Genomic DNA, 20,716 nt, shown 5'->3' with positions numbered 1-20,716 from the left:
CTCTTTTGCTTCGCCAGTTCGCTAAGCTCGTGTGGGGGTTAGGGGGATTACAACACGTTCAAAACTTGTTCTTTAATTTTTTCCAATTCGTCTTTCATCATCACGACTAATTTTTGCATTTGAGCATGATTGGATTTAGAACCCATGGTGTTGATTTCACGCCCCATTTCCTGAGTAATGAAACCTAATTTTCTTCCATTAGCTTCTGTTCCGTTGATGGTTTCCAGGAAATAATCCAAATGATTGGTCAAACGCACTTTTTCCTCAGTGATGTCTAACTTTTCCAAATAATAGATTAATTCTTGTTCAAAACGGTTTTCGTCAACATTTACTTTTAACTCATCAATGGCAGTTTGCAAACGGTCTTTGATCGCTTGAACGCGTTCCGGATCAAGAGCCAACGCATCATTCATATATTGACGGATGTTTCCAATACGCAATTGGAATTCTTTTTCCAGCGAAAGACCTTCATCTTTTCTAAAAGAAAGAATATTATTTAAACTATCGTTGATGACATTTTTTATCTGAGCCCATTCATTTTCGTCAATTTCCTCTCTTTCCACTTTCATGGTGTCGGGCATACGCACGGCCATTTTCATCAATTCGGTTTCATCGGCATCAGCATACACTTCTCTCAATTGATTGATGTAGGCTTTTACGATTGGAACATTCACTTTGGTCGAAGTTTGCTCAGCGGTACTTTCGATATAAATAGAAAAATCTACTTTTCCTCTTTCTAGTGTTGAGGCAATTTGTGTACGCAATCCCAATTCCATTTCGCGGTAAAGCGAAGGCATTCGTACATTTAAGTCCAGGCCTTTACTGTTTAAAGATTTGACTTCGACTGTTATTTTTTTGGTTGGTAATTGCAAAGTGGCTTTACCAAAACCTGTCATAGATTGTATCATATTGTTTTCTAAAAAGTGCTCAAAGATACTAAAAAAGTATTCAGTAGTCAGTGTTCAGTTTGCAGAGTAGAAAAGGTCTAAATATTAGTTTAACCATTAAGTAATTAAGAGAGTTTAGATTTAATGCTCCTTAAATTTCTTAATGGTTTGTATGGAATAGGAAATTATTTGTTTCCCAATGCTTTCATTACTTGCAGCATATTTTGTTGGCTGTTGCCAATAAAAATTTTGCCATCAATAATAAAAACCGGGCGACTCAAAAAAGTGTAATGTTCTAAGATGTATTTTTTAAAATCCTTTTCGGTTAAGCCTTTGTCTTTTAATCCCATCGATTTGTACAACTGTGCTTTTTTGCTAAAAAGCGCTTCGTAACTTCCCGAAAGAGCATACATTTCTTCCAGTTCTTCAACAGTAATTGGATCTTGTTTGATGTCGTGAAAAGCTAAATTATTGTCTTTTGGTAATGATTTGATGATTTTTCGACAAGTATCGCAAGAAGCGAGATAGTATATTTTGTTAGCCATAATTATTATTTCTTTATGCAAAGAAAAATCATTTAGAACGTTAAATGCTTATTTTTACGCCAAAATTTACAAATTCAATACAATGAAAGATATTTTAGAAATTACAAAAACCAGCAGAAACATGGTTTCTAAATTGATTCAAGGTTTTACTTTAGATCAATTGAATAAAGTTCCGGCAGGTTTTAATAACAATTTGATTTGGAATGTGGCTCATATTGTGGTTACGCAGCAATTGTTAGTTTATAAGTTGGCAGCTTTGCCTGTGATGGTTTCTGAAGAAATGATAGAGAAATACAAAAAAGGAACTAAAACAGAGCATGAGGCTACTCAGGAAGAAGTAGATGAAATTTTGTCGTTATTACACAAAACAGTCGCTCAAACGGAGATTGATATTGACAATAATTTGTTTCAAAATTTTAACGAATATCCAACATCTACAGGGTTTGTTTTAAAGACTAATCGTGATTCAATGTCTTTTAATAATTTTCACGAAGGGATACATATAGGCGTTATTTTGGCTATTCGAAAATTGGTGTAATATCCATTCGATTAAAAATATTTTATAGCAAAAGAGCTTTCACTGGAAGCTCTTTTTTATTTTGTAATTAGATAGTAATTTGCTTCTTCGTATTTGATAAGTAAATCTCTGGAACCATCTACATAAGCAGCAATTTCGTAAGGATTATAATGAAGTACGATGCCTTCGTTGGTGAAAAATATATTTTGTGCGACTTGAAACACATCGTTTTCAAATTGCATTCCCGTACTGTTTATCGGTTGGTCTCTATGGATTTTGTATTTGTTTCTGAATTTTGTTTCGGCAAAAACTTTAAAGAGTTTCCAGTTTTTAAATAATTTTTCGTTTGGAATTTTTTTGCCTGTTTTTGGGTCAAAAATCAAAGAACGCAAACCGGCATAACCATGAGCACCGCCAGTAAAAGTATAATGATTGATTTCGATGTTTATAATGTTCTCCGAGCTGTATTTTAGTTTTCCTTCAATTTTAGCTTCCCATCCAAAACGATCTTTAGGAAAGTCTCTTTTTAATTTTTCATACGCTTTAATGAACGAACTGGCTAATTGCTCATAATTAGTCGAATTATTGGGCTTGTCTCCAAAATCGATAATTGATTTAACAGTGGTAAAAACGGCGTTGTTAATGCTGTCGGCAATGAGGTTTGAATTTTTAGCAACAGGAATTTTTAGTTGTATGGTTGGACAGTTTTTGTTGCAGTCTACAGTGGTTGTTTTTTCAAAAGATTGAGTTTCAAATTTCAGTTCTTTTGAACAACTAATACATAACAGAAATAATATAGGAAGTAAGTAGTTTTTCATTTTTTATTCGAGCAAAAATTAAGTTCCAAAGCTTTTTTCATTGGTTTTAGAAAAAGTCTTGAATCTTAAAGATAGTGGTTTATTGCTGAAAATAAAAAATCAGAAGTTTATTTAACAACTATTGCAAGTAGTAAATATAACCTACGTTTAACCAAACAAGCCAATCATTAGCTTTGTTTTCTTTATAAAGTGCCGGATTTGGTTTTAAACCATCAACCCAGTCAGAGAAGTAATATTGGAATCGTAAATCAATCATTAAATCGCTTAGTGGGGCCAGTTTGTAGCGTGTTCCTACACTTGATACAATAGACCAAACGCTGCCACCTTCGGTAGAAAAGCCATATTGGCGATCATCTGTTGGAGTCAGGTATTTTGGGTAGGTTGTTAAAGGCGTTCCTAAAGGACCCAGAGTAGAATGGGCTTCGGCATTGTAGTAACTAAACTGTGCTCCAAGGCTGACAAAAGGTCCTAAGCTCCCTATTGTTGCAGAAAAGTCTCGGATGCTTAGAGGAAAATATTCTAATTGCGCTCCTAAGTTGGTTACAGAGGTGCTCCCTTTCATAGCACGAAGTTGATTAGCTGCAAGGGAAGTTCTAGCTGGGCTAACCCATTCGCCAAAGTGCTCTAATTCGGTTTTGTTGTATGATAATTCGCTTCTTACTTTGAAGTGATCGTTAAAATAAGTTTCAGGACTGTAACAATCACATTCTGCAGTATAGGAAAAATTTATATAATGAATAAGACCAATACCAATGCCTGTATTTCCTAAATTGGTACTAAAATCATGACGTTCACCATAATCAGATTGAAAAGCAACTGGTCCGGCAATAGCTCCTATTTCATGCGAGAAACCATATTGCGCATTTATTCTATTGGATATTCCAAGCAATAGAAATAGGGAAAATAATAATGTTAGCCAATTATTTTTGAGCATGTTGATAACAATTCGAGTATGAACAAAGATATGAAAAAGCTTATTCAACTACTGAAATAATTGGGAAACTAGATGAAATGGATTTTTTTAAGATGAATGGCTTTATTAAGAAAAGGTTCTACTATTATTTTTTAAAAATAACAAGACTATTCTTTGTTTTGTGTGTAGATTTTGAATAGAATCTTTGTATAAAAATGTATATTTGTGAGAGGAGTAAAATGTTTTTAAAACTAAAAAATCCAAAGTATTATGTCTCAAGCTATCAAAGATTTTGTAAATGGGGTTGCTCTTAAAAATCCCAACGAACCTGAGTTTTTACAGGCAGTTTTAGAAGTCGCTGAAACGGTAATTCCTTTTATTGAAGAGAATAAAAAATACCAAAATAAGATGCTCCTGGAGCGAATGGTTGAAGCCGAAAGAATTATTTCTTTTAGAGTGGCTTGGGTAGATGATAAAGGGCAAATTCAGATAAATAGAGGATATCGTGTTCAAATGAATTCGGCTATTGGGCCTTACAAAGGAGGACTTCGATTTCATCCGACGGTGAACTTAAGCGTTTTGAAATTTTTGGGTTTTGAACAAACTTTTAAAAACAGTTTGACAACCTTGCCTATGGGTGGCGGAAAAGGAGGTTCGGATTTTGAGACCAAAGGAAAATCAGATATTGAGGTGATGCGTTTTTGCCAAGCTTTCATGACCGAATTGTGTAAACATATTGGTGCTGATACCGATGTTCCTGCTGGAGATCAGGGAGTAGGAGCTAGAGAAGTGGGCTATTTGTTTGGTCAATATAAAAAAATCAGAAATGAATTTACCGGAGTTTTAACGGGGAAAGGAATTTCTTTTGGAGGATCGTTAATCAGACCTGAAGCTACAGGTTATGGCGTGGTTTATTTTGCGCAAAACATGTTGGCTACTAAAGGGAATGATTTGAAAGGCAAAATTGTTGTCGTTTCGGGTTCAGGAAATGTGGCACAGTATGCTGTTGAAAAAGCCACTCAACTGGGAGCGAAAGTAATTACAATGTCGGATTCTGACGGTTATATTTATGATGCCGATGGAATTGATGCCAAAAAATTAGCCCATGTAATGCATTTGAAAAATGAACTAAGAAGCCGAATTAGTGATTATGTGACAAAATATCCAAAAGCAAAATATATTGCAGGAGCAAAACCCTGGGAGCAAAAATGTGATGTTGCATTGCCTTGTGCTACCCAAAACGAATTGGATGAAGAAAGTGCCAAAACATTAGTTACTAACGGATGCATTTGTGTTGCCGAAGGAGCGAATATGCCTTCGACTTATGAGGCAGTTGCTGTTTTTCATAATGCTAAAATGTTATTTTCTCCTGGAAAAGCATCTAACGCGGGTGGGGTAGCCACTTCAGGATTAGAAATGTCGCAAAATTCCTTGCGAATGAGTTGGACGGCAGAAGAAGTTGACGAAAAACTAAAAACCATTATGCTCAATATTCATGCTGCTTGTGTGAAATATGGTGCCGATGGTGATGGTTATGTAGATTATGTAAAAGGAGCAAATATTGCCGGTTTTGTAAAAGTTGCCGATGCCATGCTAGCTCAAGGGGTGGTTTAGTCCTTAGTTCTTAGTGCATAGTCCCTAGTGTTTAACAATAAGTATTAGGGACTTTTTATTTTATAAAGCTAAGGCTTATCGACTAAAGACTAAGGACTCTTTTTCACTATTTTTGCAATTCATTTCTGTAAATTAAAATTCATGCAAATTAAAACCAAAGCAATTGTTATTTCGGCTTTAAAATACCAGGAAAAAAGCTTGATAGTAAAATGCTTTACGTTGTCGCATGGATTAAAATCTTATTTTGTTCGTGATGCTTTTTCGAGTCGGAAAGGCTCCCGAAGTGTCGGGACAAAAATGGCTTATTTCCAGCCGATGACTATTCTTGAAATCGAAGCCAGTCACAAGAACAAAGGCACTTTAGAGCATTTTAAAGAAATTAAAATTGCAGCGCCATTCCAGTCAATACATTCTGATATTTACAAGAGTACGATTGTGATGTTTATTTCTGAAATTCTGCATCATTCCATTCATGAAGAAGAAAAAAACGAACCGCTTTTTGTATTTCTAGAAGCTGCCTTGCATTGGTTAGACGAACACGATGATATGGCTAATTTTCATCTGATTTTAATGTTGGAAATGACCAAGTATTTCGGTTTCTATCCTGATGTTTCAGATATTGACATGCCTTTTTTCGAAATGAACGAAGGTGTTTTTACTCCGTTTCATGCTATTGGTTCTTTGACCGAACATGAAAGCAATTTGTTTAAAAAACTCATTCAGTTAAAATTTGATAATAGTCAAAAAGTGTTTCATGTTATCGAAAGACAATTGGTTTTAAAAATCCTCATTGATTATTATTCCTATCATTTGGATGGTTTTAAAAGACCAAAATCGCTTGATGTTTTAAAAGAGGTCTTTGCTTAAATCATTTTTTTAAAGATTTGATTTGTTTTTTTGGGTCAATTTTTAATTTAATTCCTAATGAAATGATATCCAGTTCTTGTTCGAATGAGGGATTCGTCAAATTATAACTGTAAACATATTGGAGTTGGAATTTTAAATTTTCTGAACCTGCTTGAATAGTAAGGGCGGGTTCCAGTAGCCAATAGGCGTTATTTGTTTTTAAATAATTAGGGTCAAAACCTTCTAGATTTCCATTTGCATTGATGTCTTTGTATTTGAGATGGACAATTCTTGAAGAAAGAGAAGTTGTGAAGTGTTTTCGATTGTAACTTAAGCTTGGTTGGATTCCAACACGGTTGAATTTGGCGGATAAATTATTGATTCCAGACTTGTTGTTTTCAAGTTCAATTTTTCCAAAAGCAAGTAATCCGTAAGTTTCAAATGTAAAATTTCGAGCGATGTCTTTAAAATAACCTGCACCAATTTCTAACATTTTTCCTTTTGCTTTGAGGTCTTCAGAGGCATCGCCTAAATATCCTTTCTTTCCATTTTTAACCCAATCACCATTTAATAGTAAGGCGAAGTGATTGGTAATGGCATGAGCAGCTTGAAATTCAAATCCTCTGGTATAGTCACTTTCATTATAGCCAATACCTAAATTAGTTTGACCTTTTGATTTCATAATAGGTATATTTTGAGAATTGGGCACATAGTATTCGGGGCCACATCCTAAGGTAAGGATTGTAATGATAAATAAAATTGTTTTCATGATGTTAGTTTTTAAATTATGTTATTGATTTTGAATAGGAATAGTCAAAATCTTATTGGATGTTTTTGTTTTTTTCTTTAAATATTTCAATCCATTCGTGAAATATTATTATTAGTGGATTATATGATTTTATGTTTTTTGGCAATCCATATTTAATTTGAACTTCTTTTAACTCCGCTTGAAAAGTACCAAACAAACGATCGAATAGTATTAACACATTGCCATAGTTTTTATTTATATATTCCGGATTGGATGAATGATGTACACGATGATGGGAGGGTGAATTGAAGATGGAATCAAAGACCCAGAAATTTTTAATTATTTGAGTATGTTGTATAAATGAGAAGAGGAATCCTATTGTTTCAACTGAAAAGATCATAATTGGATTAAATCCGAGAAATAAAAGAGGAATCCAGAAAATATTATGTAAAATTAAATTGAGAAAAGGTGTTCGGGCTGCTGTTGTGAAATTGAAAAACTCAGAGGAGTGATGGTTCACATGTATGGCCCATAATAATCTTTTCTCGTGACTAAGTCTATGAAACCAGTAATAAACAAACTCATTTATAAAAAATAGAATTAAGTATGTTGTTACAGTTTCGGGTAATTTTATTGCTGAATATTGATATAAAAATGTCCATATTGCAATCCATACTCCTTTTGTTAATGCCCGGCTAATAACAGTTGATAAGCCGAAAAATACATTAACAAGGCAATCTTTAATGTTATATAAATTGAGCTTGTTACGAAGATTATAAAAAATTTCAATAGTAACAGCTGAAATATATATTACAAGAAAAATATAAAACGAAAAAGGTACACTATTATTCATGACTCTATTTTTAAATATTTTTGACGATTGAATTTGGTTGAAAAATCATTGGTGTTAGATGTATTAGTTTTAAGTTCAACTGTTTTAAAACTAAGTCATCTATAATTTTTAATGTAAGATTGAAGCGCTGTTTTGGAAATAACTAACTCTTATCTCTAACGTGCTTGTTGTTGCACTCGCCGTACATTATCTAATTCTATCTGGGAGTAGTTCGTGATTTCGATTTCCGATGTTGTATGACTTAAATTTATTGACATGACTGTTAGCAATCATTTTAATAAAGAAGGCAGGCAGCAACTTATCAATAACCAAAAATAGTTTGTTCATGAAACCAGGAATAATAATCTCATCTCGATTTAATAAGCCTTTAATAGCTATTGATGCAACCTGTTCCGGATTCATGATGGATTGGCGTGCCAACCAATGATTTGACTTATTGGTCATTATTGTTGTTGGATTCGTATTCATGCCTCCAGGGCAAATTACACTTACATTGATACCGTCGGAACTCAACTCAGCACGCAGGCTTTTTGAAAAAGAATAAACATAAGATTTAGTAGCACCGTATACTTGTTTTTTAGCCAGATAAAAGAAACAGCTCAGACTGCTTACATTTAAAATATGAGAAGGCATATTTGTTTTTAACATATCTAGAAACAGGCTGCTAAGTAATGTAGTTACCATCACATTTAATTTCACTTGTTTTTGATAAAAATCGATATTTCCTTCTTTGAAGAACATGGTGCTTCCTAAGCCCACATTGTTGATGAGCATATTAACTGAAAGATTCATTTGCTCAACTTCTTTGAAAAGCATCATGCAGTTCTCTTCAATAGAAAGGTCTTTCTCGATAGGAATCACATCAACGTTGTAATTTTGAATTATAAATTCGGCCAGTTGGTTGAGTCCGGAATCAGCTAATGAAACAAGGATTAAATTCATTTTTCTTTTGGCACATTCTATTGCCAATGCTTTTCCGAATCCTTCGCTGGAACCGGTTATCAGGGTGTAAAGTTTAGTTTTCATGATTTTGATTTTTAAGTGAATAAATTGTGTGTTGCAGGCCTTCGGTGATAGGAGTGATTTTGTATCCTAAATGCGTGATGGCCTTATCACTGCTGAAAATTTTATTGCAAAAGATTTGTTTGATACTTTTATTGGTGATAAATGGTTCTTTACCTATTGTGTAAAATTGAATCCATTGGAATACCGATAAAATTTTAGCAAAGATTTCAGGGATTTCAATAAGTTTTGTTTTTGTTTCAGCAATGTTTTTTATCGTATGGAAAAAATCTTTATAAGAAATATTTTCGCCGCCCAAAATATAATTCTCTCCTGATTTTCCTTTGTTTAATGCCAGAATATGACCTTCAACCACATCGTCGATAAAACAGTAATTTGAAATTAGATGACTGGGTTTTGGGATAAAAGTGATTTTGCCGTTTATGAAATTTTCAATCACTTTATTGATAGATATATCTTTTGTTTCCCTACAACTATGTCCGTAAATTTTTGAAGGAGATACTATTACAGTATGTAGTCCTTTTGAAGCGTATTCTTTGACAAGTTTCTCTGCTTGTGATTTTGTGGTGTCATAATCACAGGAAAAAGCTGTTGTTCGCGAATCGTTTTCTGTTAATGCTTTTCCATCAGATGGTCCAATAACGCTGCAACTGCTGGTAAACAGAAATTTTTCTACTCCTGTTTCCAGAGATTTTTGAAGTAAGTTTTGGGTTCCTTCAACATTAATTTTGTAAAATTGAGTAGCATCGCTATTAAATATTTTTACCATAGCAGCAACATGATACACTTGTTTACATCCTTTGATTGCTGCAGATATGGATGGAACATCGGTTATGTCACCTTGAAATACCCTGATATTTTTGTGTTTAGGAATATTGAAAGAATTGGGGTTTCTAACCAATATATGTATTTCATTATTTTGTTCGGCTAAGGTAAGTGCCAGCTTGTGGCCAATTTGTCCTGTAGCTCCAGTGATTAAAATTTTCATGACTTTAATGTTTTTAATCGTGTTAAATCTAATCGGTAGAAATTGATCTCGTAGGCCAATGAAAATGCTATATGCAGCATTATGGCCGGCCAAACAGCATTAAATAAGAAACTAAATAAACAGGCTGTAATTCCGAAAGGGATACAGGCTAAGATTTCTTTTCGGCTGTTGAACATGTGTAATAGAACATAGAGAAAGATGTTGAGCGTAATGGCTAAAGGTCTTCCTGTAGCTGAGGCAGTTTCGAAAAGTAAATCTCCTCTAAACCATAATTCATAAGAAAACAGGAATAAGGCTCTTGTTATGAAATAAGTTGTAAAAAAGAGAGCTGATAGCTGAAAAACATTTTCTGAGTTGTCTTTTTTTTCGTGGGCAGATTTACTTTCTTTAAAAGCAATAAAAAGGATTACAATAAGAGTTAGAGCATAAAGCAGTACGTTTTCTATTTCTATTGTTTGAAGGTCAATCAATGCATTTAAAAAGAAATCTTTTATCAGGAATATCGGAACTAATCCGAGCCAAATGATACCAATAAAATGTGCATATAACAACTTTTTGGGTTTTGATGAAAAATCTCCGTTGTCATCAATCAGTCTTTGACTACCATCTTTTATGCTTTTTCGGTTAAATACAAAAAAGAGAGTATAACTAATGAGGTATAGTAAAAAAGTAGTTGTAGGTTGCATGATTTTCTTTTTAATATTTAATAATTATTTCTGCGATATAGAATTTATGTTGCATCTTAACTTTAACACAAATGCCTTCTTTGTAGTAGTAGCAGTTGTAGTTCCCATTTGGGAATTTCATTCGGTATCCTCCGTCATCTGCTTTTGATAATTTGATAAAACGTTGTTGGTTCTCACAATACACTTCTTCAGCGTTTTTAGGTTCCTGAAAGAAGAGACTTAGCAAATTGGTGTCAATTTTAGGGCACGAAAGTTTGGTTTTTTTGTCATTTTCGATAATCTCATATTCATTTTCGACAAATCGGATTTCTTTGTTAAGATTGGTCTTGCCGTTGGTTTTTCTGAATTGTGAAGAATAAATCAGTTTGCCGTTTTCATAAGTCGATGTTTCTTTGGAAAACACAGTGATTGGAAAAATAAGATTGGTTTTAATTTCAGAGACCAATAGTAGATCAGATTTATTTCCGACGTCATTTTTTTCAAGTCGAAGCCAGCCAATGTTGTTGCCACTAAACATTACTTTGTAATCAAGTCGTGAGTTCTGAGAAAAGGATATAAGGGGTAAAAAGGCTATTAGTGTTATGCAAAAACAAATTAGAAGTTTAGTGATAATAGTTTTTAAGTATGAAGCTATTCTTGAAGAGTTCGTTATTATATTTTGGGTGATATATTTTTTAAATAAAGTGTAACAGATAAATAGTAACATGATTTCCAGGATTTAATTTTTGGAGAATGTAAAATCGTCAAAAACAAAATCGCTGTTTAAAGTTTCTATTGGGATTGTAATAGGGAGTTCAAAAGAAATTATAAATTCTACTTCTTTTAGAAAAGTTTTGTTTTCTGTTTTGATTTCTGAAATTAGAGTGGTTTTTTGAATATTGTATTTTGATACAATTAAGGAGCTGTCATTTACTGATAATAGTTTAGTTGTTTCAAATAGAAGTATTTGATTTACTATGAAATTTTTACCAGTAAATAAGGGAGTGTCTTTCGAATCGATAGCTGCATAGGTATGGCAACTTTGGATAAAGAAAGAAATTACGATTAAAGGTGAAATAGGAGTTTCCATAACTTTGAGATTTTAATTTCTATCTCAAAATTATAGCTGGCAAAAAGAAGCAGTATCCCAGATTGTCTATTTTACAGAAATCAGGATGCATTGAATAATATAGGACTACTTAGTCTTACATTTCTTTGTATTCTGAAGGAGTTTGGGAGGTGAATTTTTTAAAAGCGGTGTAGAAAGTTGATTTGGAGTTAAAACCACATTCTAATCCAATAGCCACGTTAGTGTAAGCTGAATAATTTGGGTTTGTTAAATATTTTTTGGCCTTTTCGACCCTTAAATAATTGATATAATCCGAAAAATTATAACCACTTTCCTGATTTATTAAGTGTGATAGTTTACTGGTGCTAATATTCATTTCAGAAGCCAATTTCTCTAAACTAAAAGAGGGATCAATATAGCGTTTGTTTTTTTCAATGTATTTTTTAATTGGCTGGAATTTGTTGTCATTAGGCTGGCTGATGTAAAGGTTGTTTTCCTTACTTTTTTCTTCAATTAAGATGGCTTTTCTTAATTCAATTCGCTCTGTCATTAGAGAATAATTATAAAATCCCTGATAGCTTATCCAATATAATAATGTAGTAGTGCTCAGACGTAAGGGATAATAAATTAAAACTTCGGGATTTAATGTTTTGTTTAAATTTAATAAAATAGCGCAAACCCACATGAGGATAATGATACCCCCTAAAAACATTAAATTTCGTAGCCATTTTAAATTGTCAAAAGCTAATATTTGTTGGTATAAATCGGTGTATCTAAATAAGATTAATAGGGTTTTTGTAAAAATGAATATAGAATAAGAGGCATTTATGATTTCTTCTATTTGCACATATTTTGCGATAAACATGTTTTTATCCAGATGATAATAATATGGGAATAAAACAATTCGGATGAGTATTTCTATAATAAATATGGAGAAAGAAATGTATACATAGGAAGAAATCTTCTTTTCAATTTTTAGATAATGGGTTAAAAAAACATAAAAGGAGGGTACAATTAAAACATACCACGGAATTTGTAATCTTTTTATAAAAAATGGTGCATCCATTAGAAATGTTTCAAGTGAAAAAGCTTGAAGATTATTAAGTATTAAAAAAGCAATAACAAGATTGAGATAAAGGATAGCCTTATCTGTTTTCTTTTTGAAGCATAGTGTTGTGATTATGAATATAATCCCAAGTAGTACTCCAGATATCATTACAAAATCAAATACTTTTTTCATCTTTTTTAGAATTAATTGATTCCATTAGATCCTTGTGCAAAGAATACATTATAAAAACACTGATAGTTATAGTTTAAAACGGTATGCTGCACTCAATTTAATAAACGAACCGTCCACTCTGCTGGTTTCATTGATTGTATTGCCGTTTTCTGTGGTGCTGGTTCTAATTTTTCTAAAAAGACTCCAGCCCGGTTCTATGGTAATGCAAATAGGTTTTGTCAAATAATAATCTAAAAATAAAGAGAGTTGGTTGTCATATAGCGTTACATATTGTTGGTTGCTTATTCGGTAGCTGTTCATCGGGGCACGAAAAGTAAATCCACCGTAAAATTTCGTATTCCATTCATGTTCGAATGTTAGTCGGCCGGGTAGTAATCCAAAAATATAATTGGAGTTATTTATTTGCCAATTCAAACCTGCTAAAGGGATTATAAACCAGCCGAAAAATTCTTTATTTGCATAGATGCCAAAACGAATTTTTTTATTTGCTTTTTTTGAAAAAGTAGTAAAAAGGATAGTGCCAAATTGAAAACTGTCATCCGTAAATAATTTTTCGCCATTCCAACTCAACATAGTTAATAAAGTAAGTGACCATTTTGAATTTCCTATCGGAGTGATTATACCCATTGGTAAACGCAATGATTGTATCGTAGGGAATTGATGGTTAGTATCTTCCAGATTGATTTGAGTGTTGCTGTAAAATGGACTGATAAGAAAATAATTGTTGTTCTTTATTTTGATGGGGAGTTCGCTGCTTATTTCTGAAATTTTAAAAAGAGAAGTTTTGTATTGGTTGTTTTTAAATGCATTTGTATGCCTAACTTGAAGTGGTTCAAAGTAGGATTGTGAAAAAAGAGGTGTTGTGAACAATATGATTAATAAACTTCGTAACATGATTTGAGTTTTATTAGTGATAGAATTCTCCTTTTCAATATTTCTAACCCATTGTTTTTAGGGGTTAAATGTTAAAATTGCAGCTATATAATGTCTTAGTTTCTTAATTTTTTTATTTATATGAGGTGTTTATCAAATTTAGTCATAATAAATTGAAATTTAATATTTTATGTACAAAACTGAATTCGAGATCAACGAAGGTGTTTTACTTCGTTTCATGCCATTGGTTCTTTGAAGGAACATGAAAACAATTTGTTCAAAAACCCGATTCAGTTAAAATTCGATAGCAATCAAAAAGTGTTTAGTGTTATCGAAAGACCAAAATCACTAGAGGTTTTAAAGGAGGTTTCTTCTTGGAAATTTGGGCGTGACCCTACGTAAAAACTTCGGGTCGGGCTTTCCGCTATATCTTTTGTTTCTCTCGTTAAAAAAACGAGATTAACAAAAGGATGTCGCTACAATCCCTCACGCACAAAAACTCATAACTCATAACTCATAATTGATAACTATTTCTTATTTTCGCACCTCGATTTAGAAAAGGATAAAATGAGTACAAAATTTACTGAGTACAAAGGACTTGACTTGCCAACAGTAGCGTCGGAAGTTCTGGATTTTTGGAAGAAAGAAAATATATTTGAAAAGAGTGTAACTACTCGCGAAGGTGCTGAGCCTTACGTGTTTTTTGAAGGGCCACCTTCGGCAAACGGATTACCGGGAATTCACCACGTGATGGCGCGTGCGATTAAAGATATTTTTTGCAGATATAAAACTCAAAAAGGTTTTCAGGTAAAAAGAAAAGCCGGTTGGGATACTCACGGATTGCCTGTAGAATTAGGTACTGAGAAAGAACTTGGAATTACAAAAGAAGATATTGGTAAAACCATTTCTATCGAAGAATATAACGAAGCGTGTAAAAAAACCGTAATGCGTTATACGGACGTATGGAATGATTTGACCGAAAAAATGGGGTATTGGGTAGATATGGAAGATCCGTATGTGACTTACAAACCCAAATATATGGAGTCTGTTTGGTGGCTTTTGAAACAAATCTACGATAAAGGTTTGTTGTACAAAGGATATACAATTCAGCCTTATTCTCCAAAAGCAGGAACGGGATTGTCTTCTCACGAAGTAAATCAGCCGGGAGCTTACAGAGATGTTACTGATACTACAATCGTAGCACAATTTAAAACTTTGCCGGAAACTTTGCCAAGCTTTTTACAAGGTTTTGGAGATATTCACATTTTAGCATGGACGACAACTCCTTGGACACTGCCTTCGAATACAGCTTTGACCGTTGGGCCAAAAATCGATTATGTTTTAGTAAAAACTTTCAATCAATATACTTTTGAGCCAATTAATGTTGTTTTGGCTAAAAATTTAGTTGGAAAACAATTCGGGAAAGGATTTTTTGCAAGCGAAGACGACGCTGATTTTGACAAAGTTAAAAATGGCGACAAGCAACTTCCGTACAAAATTTTAGCAGAAGCAAAAGGGGCTGATTTAGTTGATATTCGTTACGAACAATTATTGCCATATACTTTACCATACCAGAATCCGGAAAATGCATTTAGAGTAATTGCCGGAGATTTCGTTACTACCGAAGACGGAACCGGAGTGGTACACACTGCGCCAACTTTTGGTGCTGATGATGCTAAAGTAGCCAAAGAGGCAAAACCAGAAGTGCCGCCAATGTTGGTTTTAGACGAAAACGGAACAGCAGTTCCATTGGTCGATTTACAAGGAAAATTCACTTCTCAGATGGGGGAATTGGCCGGTAAATATGTAAAAAATGAATATTACGATGCTGGACAAGCGCCAGAGCGTTCGGTTGATGTGGAGATTGCTATTCGATTAAAAGAAGAAAATAAAGCATTCAAAGTTGAAAAATACGTGCACAGTTACCCACACAGCTGGAGAACGGATGAGCCATTATTATATTATCCATTAGATTCCTGGTTCATTAAAGTGACTGATGTAAAAGATAGAATGTTCGATTTGAACGAAACAATCAATTGGAAGCCAAAATCTACTGGTGAAGGACGTTTTGGAAATTGGCTTAAAAATGCTAATGATTGGAACTTATCTCGTTCCAGATATTGGGGAATTCCATTGCCAATTTGGAGAACGGAAGACAAAAAAGAAGAAGTGCTTATTGGTTCTGTTGAAGAATTATACAATGCGATCGAAAAATCTATCGAAGCTGGTTTTCAAAAAGAAAATCCGTTTAAAGGTTTTGAAATCGGGAATATGTCTGAGTCTAACTATGATTTAATCGATTTGCATAAAAATGTTGTTGATGAAATCACATTAGTTTCGGCTTCAGGTCAACCAATGAAACGCGAAAGTGATTTAATTGATGTCTGGTTTGATTCAGGTGCCATGCCTTATGCGCAATGGCATTATCCTTTTGAAAACAAAGATAAAATTGACGAGAATAAAGATTTTCCTGCGAATTTCATCGCCGAAGGTGTAGATCAAACTCGTGGATGGTTTTATACCTTACACGCAATCGGAACTTTGGTTTTTGATAAAGTAGCGTATAAAAATGTAGTTTCGAACGGTTTGGTTTTGGATAAAAACGGACAAAAAATGTCGAAACGTTTAGGAAACGCAACAGATCCTTTTGAAACAATAAAAGAATATGGTCCTGATGCTACGCGTTGGTACATGATTTCTAATGCCAATCCTTGGGATAACCTGAAATTTGATATTGAAGGAATTGCTGAGGTGCGTCGTAAATTTTTCGGAACATTATATAACACCTATTCGTTCTTTTCATTGTATGCCAATATCGATGGATTTAAATATGATGAAGCTGAGGTACCGTTGAATGAAAGACCGGAAATTGACCGTTGGATTTTATCAGAATTACATACTTTAATCAAATTTGTTGATGAAGCTTATGCTGATTATGAGCCAACAAGAGCTGCTCGTGCCATTTCTGATTTCGTTCAGGAAAACTTGAGTAACTGGTACGTTCGTTTGTGTCGTCGTCGTTTTTGGAAAGGTGAATATGCTCAGGACAAAATCGCTGCTTATCAAACCTTATATACTTGTTTGTTAACGGTAAGTAAACTGAGTGCGCCTATAGCTCCGTTCTTTATGGACAAGCTTTACAGAGATTTAACTTTAGCAACATCTTCAGAGCAATTTGACAGTGTACATTTGGCGAAATTTCCAAAATACGTTGAAAACTTTGTTGATAAATCGTTAGAGAGCAAAATGCAGAAAGCACAGACCATTTCATCACTGGTTTTATCACTGCGTAAGAAGGAGATGATTAAGGTGCGTCAACCATTGCAAAAGGTAATGATACCAGTACTTGACGAGAAACAGAGAGCTGAAATTCAGGCAGTTTCTGACCTGATAAAAGCAGAGGTAAACGTGAAAGAAATCGAACTTTTAGACGATGCTTCGGGGGTGTTAGTAAAGCAAATTAAGCCTAATTTTAAAGCACTTGGGCCGCGTTTTGGAAAAGATATGGGGTTGATTTCTAAAGAGATACAAAGTTTTTCTCCGGAACAGATTAACCAATTGGATAAGGAAGGAAGCTTAAGTATTGTTATTGCAGGAAAAGACGTAACTTTATCATTAGAGGATGTCGAGATTACATCTCAAGATATTGAGGGTTGGTTGGTAGCCAATTCAAACGGAATAACCGTAGCGCTTGACATCACAATCTCTGAAGAATTGAAGAAAGAAGGAATTGCAAGAGAGTTAGTCAACAGAATCCAGAACATCAGAAAAGATTCAGGATTTGAAGTAACGGATAAGATTAAAGTCTATTTGCAAAACAATGCTGTTTTAGAAGCAGCAGTAAATGAAAACGATGGATACATCAAATCAGAAACACTAACCGAGGAGTTGGTTTTTGAAGGGCATATTGAGAATGGCACAGAAATTGAATTTGATGATATTAAAACGAAAATAACAATTACAAAATAATATTGATTATGGTAGATGAAGCAACACGATACTCAGACGCCGACTTGGCAGAGTTCAAAGAGATAATCCAAAAGAAAATTGAAAAAGCACAAGCTGATTTAGATTTGATAAAAAGCGCCTACATGAATGACTTGAATAACGGTACGGATGATACGTCGCCAACATTCAAAGCTTTCGAAGAAGGTAGTGAAACTATGTCTAAAGAAGCGAACTCTCAATTAGCTATTCGTCAGGAAAAATTCATACGCGATTTAAAGAATGCTTTATTCCGTGTAGAGAACAAAACTTACGGGATTTGTAAAGTAACTGGTAAATTAATTGGCAAAGAAAGATTAAAAATTGTTCCTCATGCTACAATGAGTATTGAGGCAAAAAATCTACAACGATAATCCATCTTTACTATAAAAAGATTTAACGCTCCGTAGGGAGCGTTTTTTTTGATAAAATTATTACTTTTACGCACTTAAAATTTTTAAAATGTCATTACGAAAAGCGTATCTACTCATCTTCGTTGTATTACTAGTTGATCAGATTTCTAAAATATATGTAAAAACTAATTTTATATTAGGAGAAGAAGTTGAAGTTTTCAATTGGTTTAAAATTCATTTTATAGAAAATGAAGGAATGGCTTGGGGAACTGAAATTCCTGGTGCTTACGGGAAATTGTTTCTTACTTTGTTTCGATTAGTTGCCGTTGGAGGTATTGGATATTGGTTGTGGGATTCGATAGAAAGAAAACACAGTAGTAATTATTTAGTTGTGGCAATTGCTTTAATTTTAGCAGGAGCGTTTGGAAATATTATTGACTCGGTTTTTTATGGGGTCATTTTTGACGATAGTAGTTCACAATTAGCAGCCTTATTTTCAAACCAGCCTTACGGTCAATATTTTCATGGAAAAGTAGTCGATATGTTTTACTTTCCGTTTTGGCATGGAAGTCTTCCAGAATGGTTACCGCTTTGGGGCGGAAGAGATTTTACTTTTTTTAATGCTATTTTTAATGTTGCCGATATGGCGATTTCAACAGGAGTAGGGATTTTGATTGTTTTCAACAAAAAAGCATTTCATCATAAAGAGGCATAAGCTTTAGGATTGCACCGAAGTATATAAAAAGAAAGACCTATTTCATTAATTGAGATAGGTCTTTCTTTTTATAGGATTATTTGTTTTGTCCTGGAGCATAACGTTTGGCGCTTTTTTCACCAGTAATCTTTTTGGCTTGTCCAGGAGGAAGTGGTTTCGATTTATAAGAACTTGTTCTTGACGTGGTACGAATTCCAATTGCGCAACTGGATAAAGAAATAGAAAATATTGCAATTAAAATAATGGCATATAATCTTGAATTTTGAATCTTTTTCATAAATATAATGAGGCTTTGTATTTTACGAAGGTACAGATTTAAAATGAAACCAATTCATTTGACCGATTTTCAAATTTTAACTCAAGTCATTTTTAGAATTTATGAATTTAAAAACGATAGATTTCATTTGGAGTCACACAGTAATTTAGTCGCATATCTCCTTCGTGTACATCGGCTATTAATTCTTCGGCTTCAAAGAATGAAAGACCAATTTTAATAGTTTCGGCTTGGCATTCGCTTAAAAATTTATCATAAAATCCTTTGCCGTAACCCACTCGATGTCCATTTTTGTCAAAGGCTAAAAGCGGTATAAAAACAACCTCTATTTTTTTAGAAGGAACTTCTATACCGTCGACTGGTTCAGGAATATTGTATTGGTTTTTCTTGATCTTGGTATTATCGGTTAAAAGATAATGTGTCATTTCCCGAGTTTGCTTCGCCTGTTCGCTATCGCTCGAGCCAAAATTAGATTTCGAAATAAGAATCTCTTTGTCTTTTCCTGAAAGTAAATGCAGGATAAATTCAGTATTGACTTCTTTTTGTTCTGTAATAGGTAAAAAAACATGAAAGTAGTTTTTGTCCCAAACAGGAAGTTTCAGTAATTGATTGGCAATAGCTAAACTCATTTCTTCTCTTTCGTTTTCAGAAAGTTGTTTTCGAAGGGTTTTATATTTTAAGCGTAATTCTTTTTTATTGTTGTTCATTAACTAATGTTTTTGAAATATGATAAATAGCATCTCCTTGGTAAACAATAGGCGAATGATTGGCATTAATAATATAACCGTCATTTGGTACTTTTATTTTTCGTTCAAATTTACCAAACGGATCGGTAATAGTGGCCAGTACCATTCCTTTTTTGACAAAAGTACCAATGCTGTTCGAATTGTGTAATAAGCCCGAATGATTGGCTCTGATCCAAGTCGATTTTTCTATGTAAATGCTATCTTCTTTACTTTTATTGACTTTGTGTTTAGGGTCTAGCATGTCCAGATGTTCTAAAAAACGTTTTACACCTTCTAAGCCAATATTAGCAATATCGTCATTAATATCTAATGATTTTCCGCCTTCAAAAAGCAGCATTTTTACATTGGATTTCTGACTTGCATTTCTAAACGAACCCGCAATATTTTTTGAATATAAGGTAAAAGGAGCGTTAAAAACATCAGCTAAGGTTTTAAGTGCTTCATTGTTTGGTTCGAGGCGTATTTGCGGAGCATTAAATCTACCCGCTCCACCAGCGTGAAAATCGACAGCGTAGTCTACAAAAGGCATGATTTCGGTTAAGATGTGATGCGCAAATTGACTAGCGAGCGAACCTTTTTTACTCCCCGGAAAAACACGATTTAAATCTCTGCCGTCTGGAAATTCTCTGGATTTATTAATAAACCCAAACATATTAATGATGGGAATACAAATGATAGTTCCTTTTTTAGGTTTATTAATTTTCTTGGTAATGATTTGGCGTACAATTTCAATTCCGTTTATTTCATCGCCATGTATTCCTGCCGAAAACAGTACCACAGGTCCATCTATTTTAGAACGCTGAATGATTATTGGGATTTTTAACTTGGCCGAATTGTGCAATTTAGCAATTTCCATATCTATGGTTTTGCTTTCACCAGGCAAAATAGTCTCTCCTAGGATTGTGATGGGTTTTGTGTTTCGCATTGCAGAATTAAAAAGTTAAATGTAGAAATAATTATTTGTAATTCGTAAATTTGATTAGAATTCAAATACTAGCTTTAAATCAGTGTGATTTTTGGCTTTTTTAATGTTTTCTATCTTTTT

Annotated in this window: 22 protein-coding genes; 6 read left to right on the top strand and 16 right to left on the bottom strand. The window is 33.6% G+C overall.

Annotation, left to right across the window (positions count from 1 at the left end; all coding sequences use genetic code 11):
* Positions 1-47: 47 nt before the first annotated feature.
* Together GTZ96_RS06495 and GTZ96_RS06490 are read right to left on the bottom strand one after the other, a co-directional pair.
* Complete coding sequence (locus GTZ96_RS06495) at positions 48-908, bottom strand: YicC/YloC family endoribonuclease (RefSeq protein ID WP_161642083.1); 861 nt, start codon at positions 906-908, stop codon at positions 48-50.
* A 164-nt stretch (positions 909-1,072) separates the two neighbouring features.
* Positions 1,073-1,432 (bottom strand): arsenate reductase family protein, encoded by a 360-nt coding sequence (locus tag GTZ96_RS06490; protein ID WP_161642081.1) that lies wholly within the window; start codon positions 1,430-1,432, stop codon positions 1,073-1,075.
* 82 nt (positions 1,433-1,514) lie between these two features.
* Between GTZ96_RS06490 and GTZ96_RS06485 the strand changes: the two genes are divergently transcribed.
* Positions 1,515-1,970: a DinB family protein gene (locus GTZ96_RS06485; RefSeq protein WP_161642079.1), complete on the top strand. Its 456-nt coding sequence runs from the start codon at positions 1,515-1,517 to the stop codon at positions 1,968-1,970.
* A 56-nt stretch (positions 1,971-2,026) separates the two neighbouring features.
* Here the strand turns inward: GTZ96_RS06485 and GTZ96_RS06480 are convergent, their stop codons facing one another.
* Positions 2,027-2,767: a DUF3298 and DUF4163 domain-containing protein gene (locus GTZ96_RS06480; protein WP_161642077.1), complete on the bottom strand. Its 741-nt coding sequence runs from the start codon at positions 2,765-2,767 to the stop codon at positions 2,027-2,029.
* A gap of 118 nt (positions 2,768-2,885) precedes the next feature.
* Positions 2,886-3,701 carry a THC0290_0291 family protein gene (locus GTZ96_RS06475; RefSeq protein WP_161642075.1) on the bottom strand — a complete coding sequence of 272 codons (816 nt, stop codon included), beginning with the start codon at positions 3,699-3,701 and terminating at the stop codon, positions 2,886-2,888.
* Between the two features lie 249 nt (positions 3,702-3,950).
* On the opposite strand from GTZ96_RS06475, the gene gdhA reads away from it, so the two are divergent.
* Positions 3,951-5,294 (top strand): NADP-specific glutamate dehydrogenase, encoded by a 1,344-nt coding sequence (gene gdhA / locus GTZ96_RS06470; protein ID WP_161642073.1) that lies wholly within the window; start codon positions 3,951-3,953, stop codon positions 5,292-5,294.
* A gap of 141 nt (positions 5,295-5,435) precedes the next feature.
* Positions 5,436-6,161 carry a DNA repair protein RecO gene (recO, locus tag GTZ96_RS06465; protein ID WP_161642071.1) on the top strand — a complete coding sequence of 242 codons (726 nt, stop codon included), beginning with the start codon at positions 5,436-5,438 and terminating at the stop codon, positions 6,159-6,161.
* 1 nt (position 6,162) lies between these two features.
* Here recO and GTZ96_RS06460 read toward each other — a convergent pair whose 3' ends face one another.
* From GTZ96_RS06460 to GTZ96_RS06420, 9 genes are all read right to left on the bottom strand, one after another.
* A complete protein-coding gene (locus tag GTZ96_RS06460) occupies positions 6,163-6,909 on the bottom strand; it encodes a hypothetical protein (protein WP_161642069.1) in 747 nt (248 codons plus the stop codon).
* 52 nt (positions 6,910-6,961) lie between these two features.
* Positions 6,962-7,741: a sterol desaturase family protein gene (locus GTZ96_RS06455; RefSeq protein ID WP_161642067.1), complete on the bottom strand. Its 780-nt coding sequence runs from the start codon at positions 7,739-7,741 to the stop codon at positions 6,962-6,964.
* 186 nt (positions 7,742-7,927) lie between these two features.
* On the bottom strand, positions 7,928-8,767 hold the full coding sequence (locus tag GTZ96_RS06450; protein ID WP_161642065.1) for an SDR family NAD(P)-dependent oxidoreductase: 840 nt from the start codon (positions 8,765-8,767) through the stop codon (positions 7,928-7,930).
* Positions 8,757-9,752 carry an NAD-dependent epimerase/dehydratase family protein gene (locus tag GTZ96_RS06445; protein ID WP_161642063.1) on the bottom strand — a complete coding sequence of 332 codons (996 nt, stop codon included), beginning with the start codon at positions 9,750-9,752 and terminating at the stop codon, positions 8,757-8,759. The genes GTZ96_RS06450 and GTZ96_RS06445 overlap by 11 nt, the downstream gene beginning before the upstream one ends.
* Positions 9,749-10,438, bottom strand: a complete 690-nt coding sequence (locus tag GTZ96_RS06440) for a CPBP family intramembrane glutamic endopeptidase (protein ID WP_161642061.1) — start codon at positions 10,436-10,438, stop codon at positions 9,749-9,751. The genes GTZ96_RS06445 and GTZ96_RS06440 overlap by 4 nt, the downstream gene beginning before the upstream one ends.
* A 10-nt stretch (positions 10,439-10,448) precedes the next feature.
* Positions 10,449-10,955 carry a DUF6134 family protein gene (locus GTZ96_RS06435; protein ID WP_161642059.1) on the bottom strand — a complete coding sequence of 169 codons (507 nt, stop codon included), beginning with the start codon at positions 10,953-10,955 and terminating at the stop codon, positions 10,449-10,451.
* Between the two features lie 201 nt (positions 10,956-11,156).
* On the bottom strand, positions 11,157-11,507 hold the full coding sequence (locus tag GTZ96_RS06430) for a hypothetical protein (protein ID WP_161642057.1): 351 nt from the start codon (positions 11,505-11,507) through the stop codon (positions 11,157-11,159).
* Positions 11,508-11,622: 115 nt separating this feature from the next.
* On the bottom strand, positions 11,623-12,726 hold the full coding sequence (locus GTZ96_RS06425) for a helix-turn-helix domain-containing protein (protein WP_161642055.1): 1,104 nt from the start codon (positions 12,724-12,726) through the stop codon (positions 11,623-11,625).
* A 66-nt stretch (positions 12,727-12,792) separates the two neighbouring features.
* Positions 12,793-13,620: a hypothetical protein gene (locus GTZ96_RS06420; RefSeq protein WP_161642053.1), complete on the bottom strand. Its 828-nt coding sequence runs from the start codon at positions 13,618-13,620 to the stop codon at positions 12,793-12,795.
* A 546-nt stretch (positions 13,621-14,166) separates the two neighbouring features.
* On the opposite strand from GTZ96_RS06420, the gene ileS reads away from it, so the two are divergent.
* From ileS to GTZ96_RS06405, 3 genes are all read left to right on the top strand, one after another.
* On the top strand, positions 14,167-17,568 hold the full coding sequence (ileS, locus tag GTZ96_RS06415) for an isoleucine--tRNA ligase (protein ID WP_161642050.1): 3,402 nt from the start codon (positions 14,167-14,169) through the stop codon (positions 17,566-17,568).
* Between the two features lie 8 nt (positions 17,569-17,576).
* Positions 17,577-17,957: a TraR/DksA family transcriptional regulator gene (locus tag GTZ96_RS06410; RefSeq protein WP_161642048.1), complete on the top strand. Its 381-nt coding sequence runs from the start codon at positions 17,577-17,579 to the stop codon at positions 17,955-17,957.
* A gap of 88 nt (positions 17,958-18,045) precedes the next feature.
* Complete coding sequence (locus GTZ96_RS06405) at positions 18,046-18,651, top strand: lipoprotein signal peptidase (RefSeq protein WP_161642046.1); 606 nt, start codon at positions 18,046-18,048, stop codon at positions 18,649-18,651.
* A 76-nt stretch (positions 18,652-18,727) separates the two neighbouring features.
* Here GTZ96_RS06405 and GTZ96_RS06400 read toward each other — a convergent pair whose 3' ends face one another.
* From GTZ96_RS06400 to GTZ96_RS06390, 3 genes are all read right to left on the bottom strand, one after another.
* Positions 18,728-18,928: a hypothetical protein gene (locus GTZ96_RS06400; RefSeq protein ID WP_161642044.1), complete on the bottom strand. Its 201-nt coding sequence runs from the start codon at positions 18,926-18,928 to the stop codon at positions 18,728-18,730.
* Positions 18,929-19,035: 107 nt separating this feature from the next.
* Positions 19,036-19,632, bottom strand: coding sequence for a 5-formyltetrahydrofolate cyclo-ligase (locus GTZ96_RS06395; RefSeq protein WP_161642042.1), 597 nt, complete (start codon positions 19,630-19,632; stop codon positions 19,036-19,038).
* A complete protein-coding gene (locus GTZ96_RS06390; protein WP_161642039.1) occupies positions 19,619-20,596 on the bottom strand; it encodes a succinylglutamate desuccinylase/aspartoacylase family protein in 978 nt (325 codons plus the stop codon). Before GTZ96_RS06390 ends, GTZ96_RS06395 begins: the two co-directional genes overlap by 14 nt.
* Between the last annotated feature and the right edge of the window lie 120 nt (positions 20,597-20,716).

The sequence above is a fragment of the Flavobacterium undicola genome (assembly GCF_009909155.2).
Classification (GTDB): Bacteria; Bacteroidota; Bacteroidia; order Flavobacteriales; family Flavobacteriaceae; genus Flavobacterium; species Flavobacterium undicola.
This window is presented reverse-complemented; position numbering and strand designations above follow the sequence as displayed.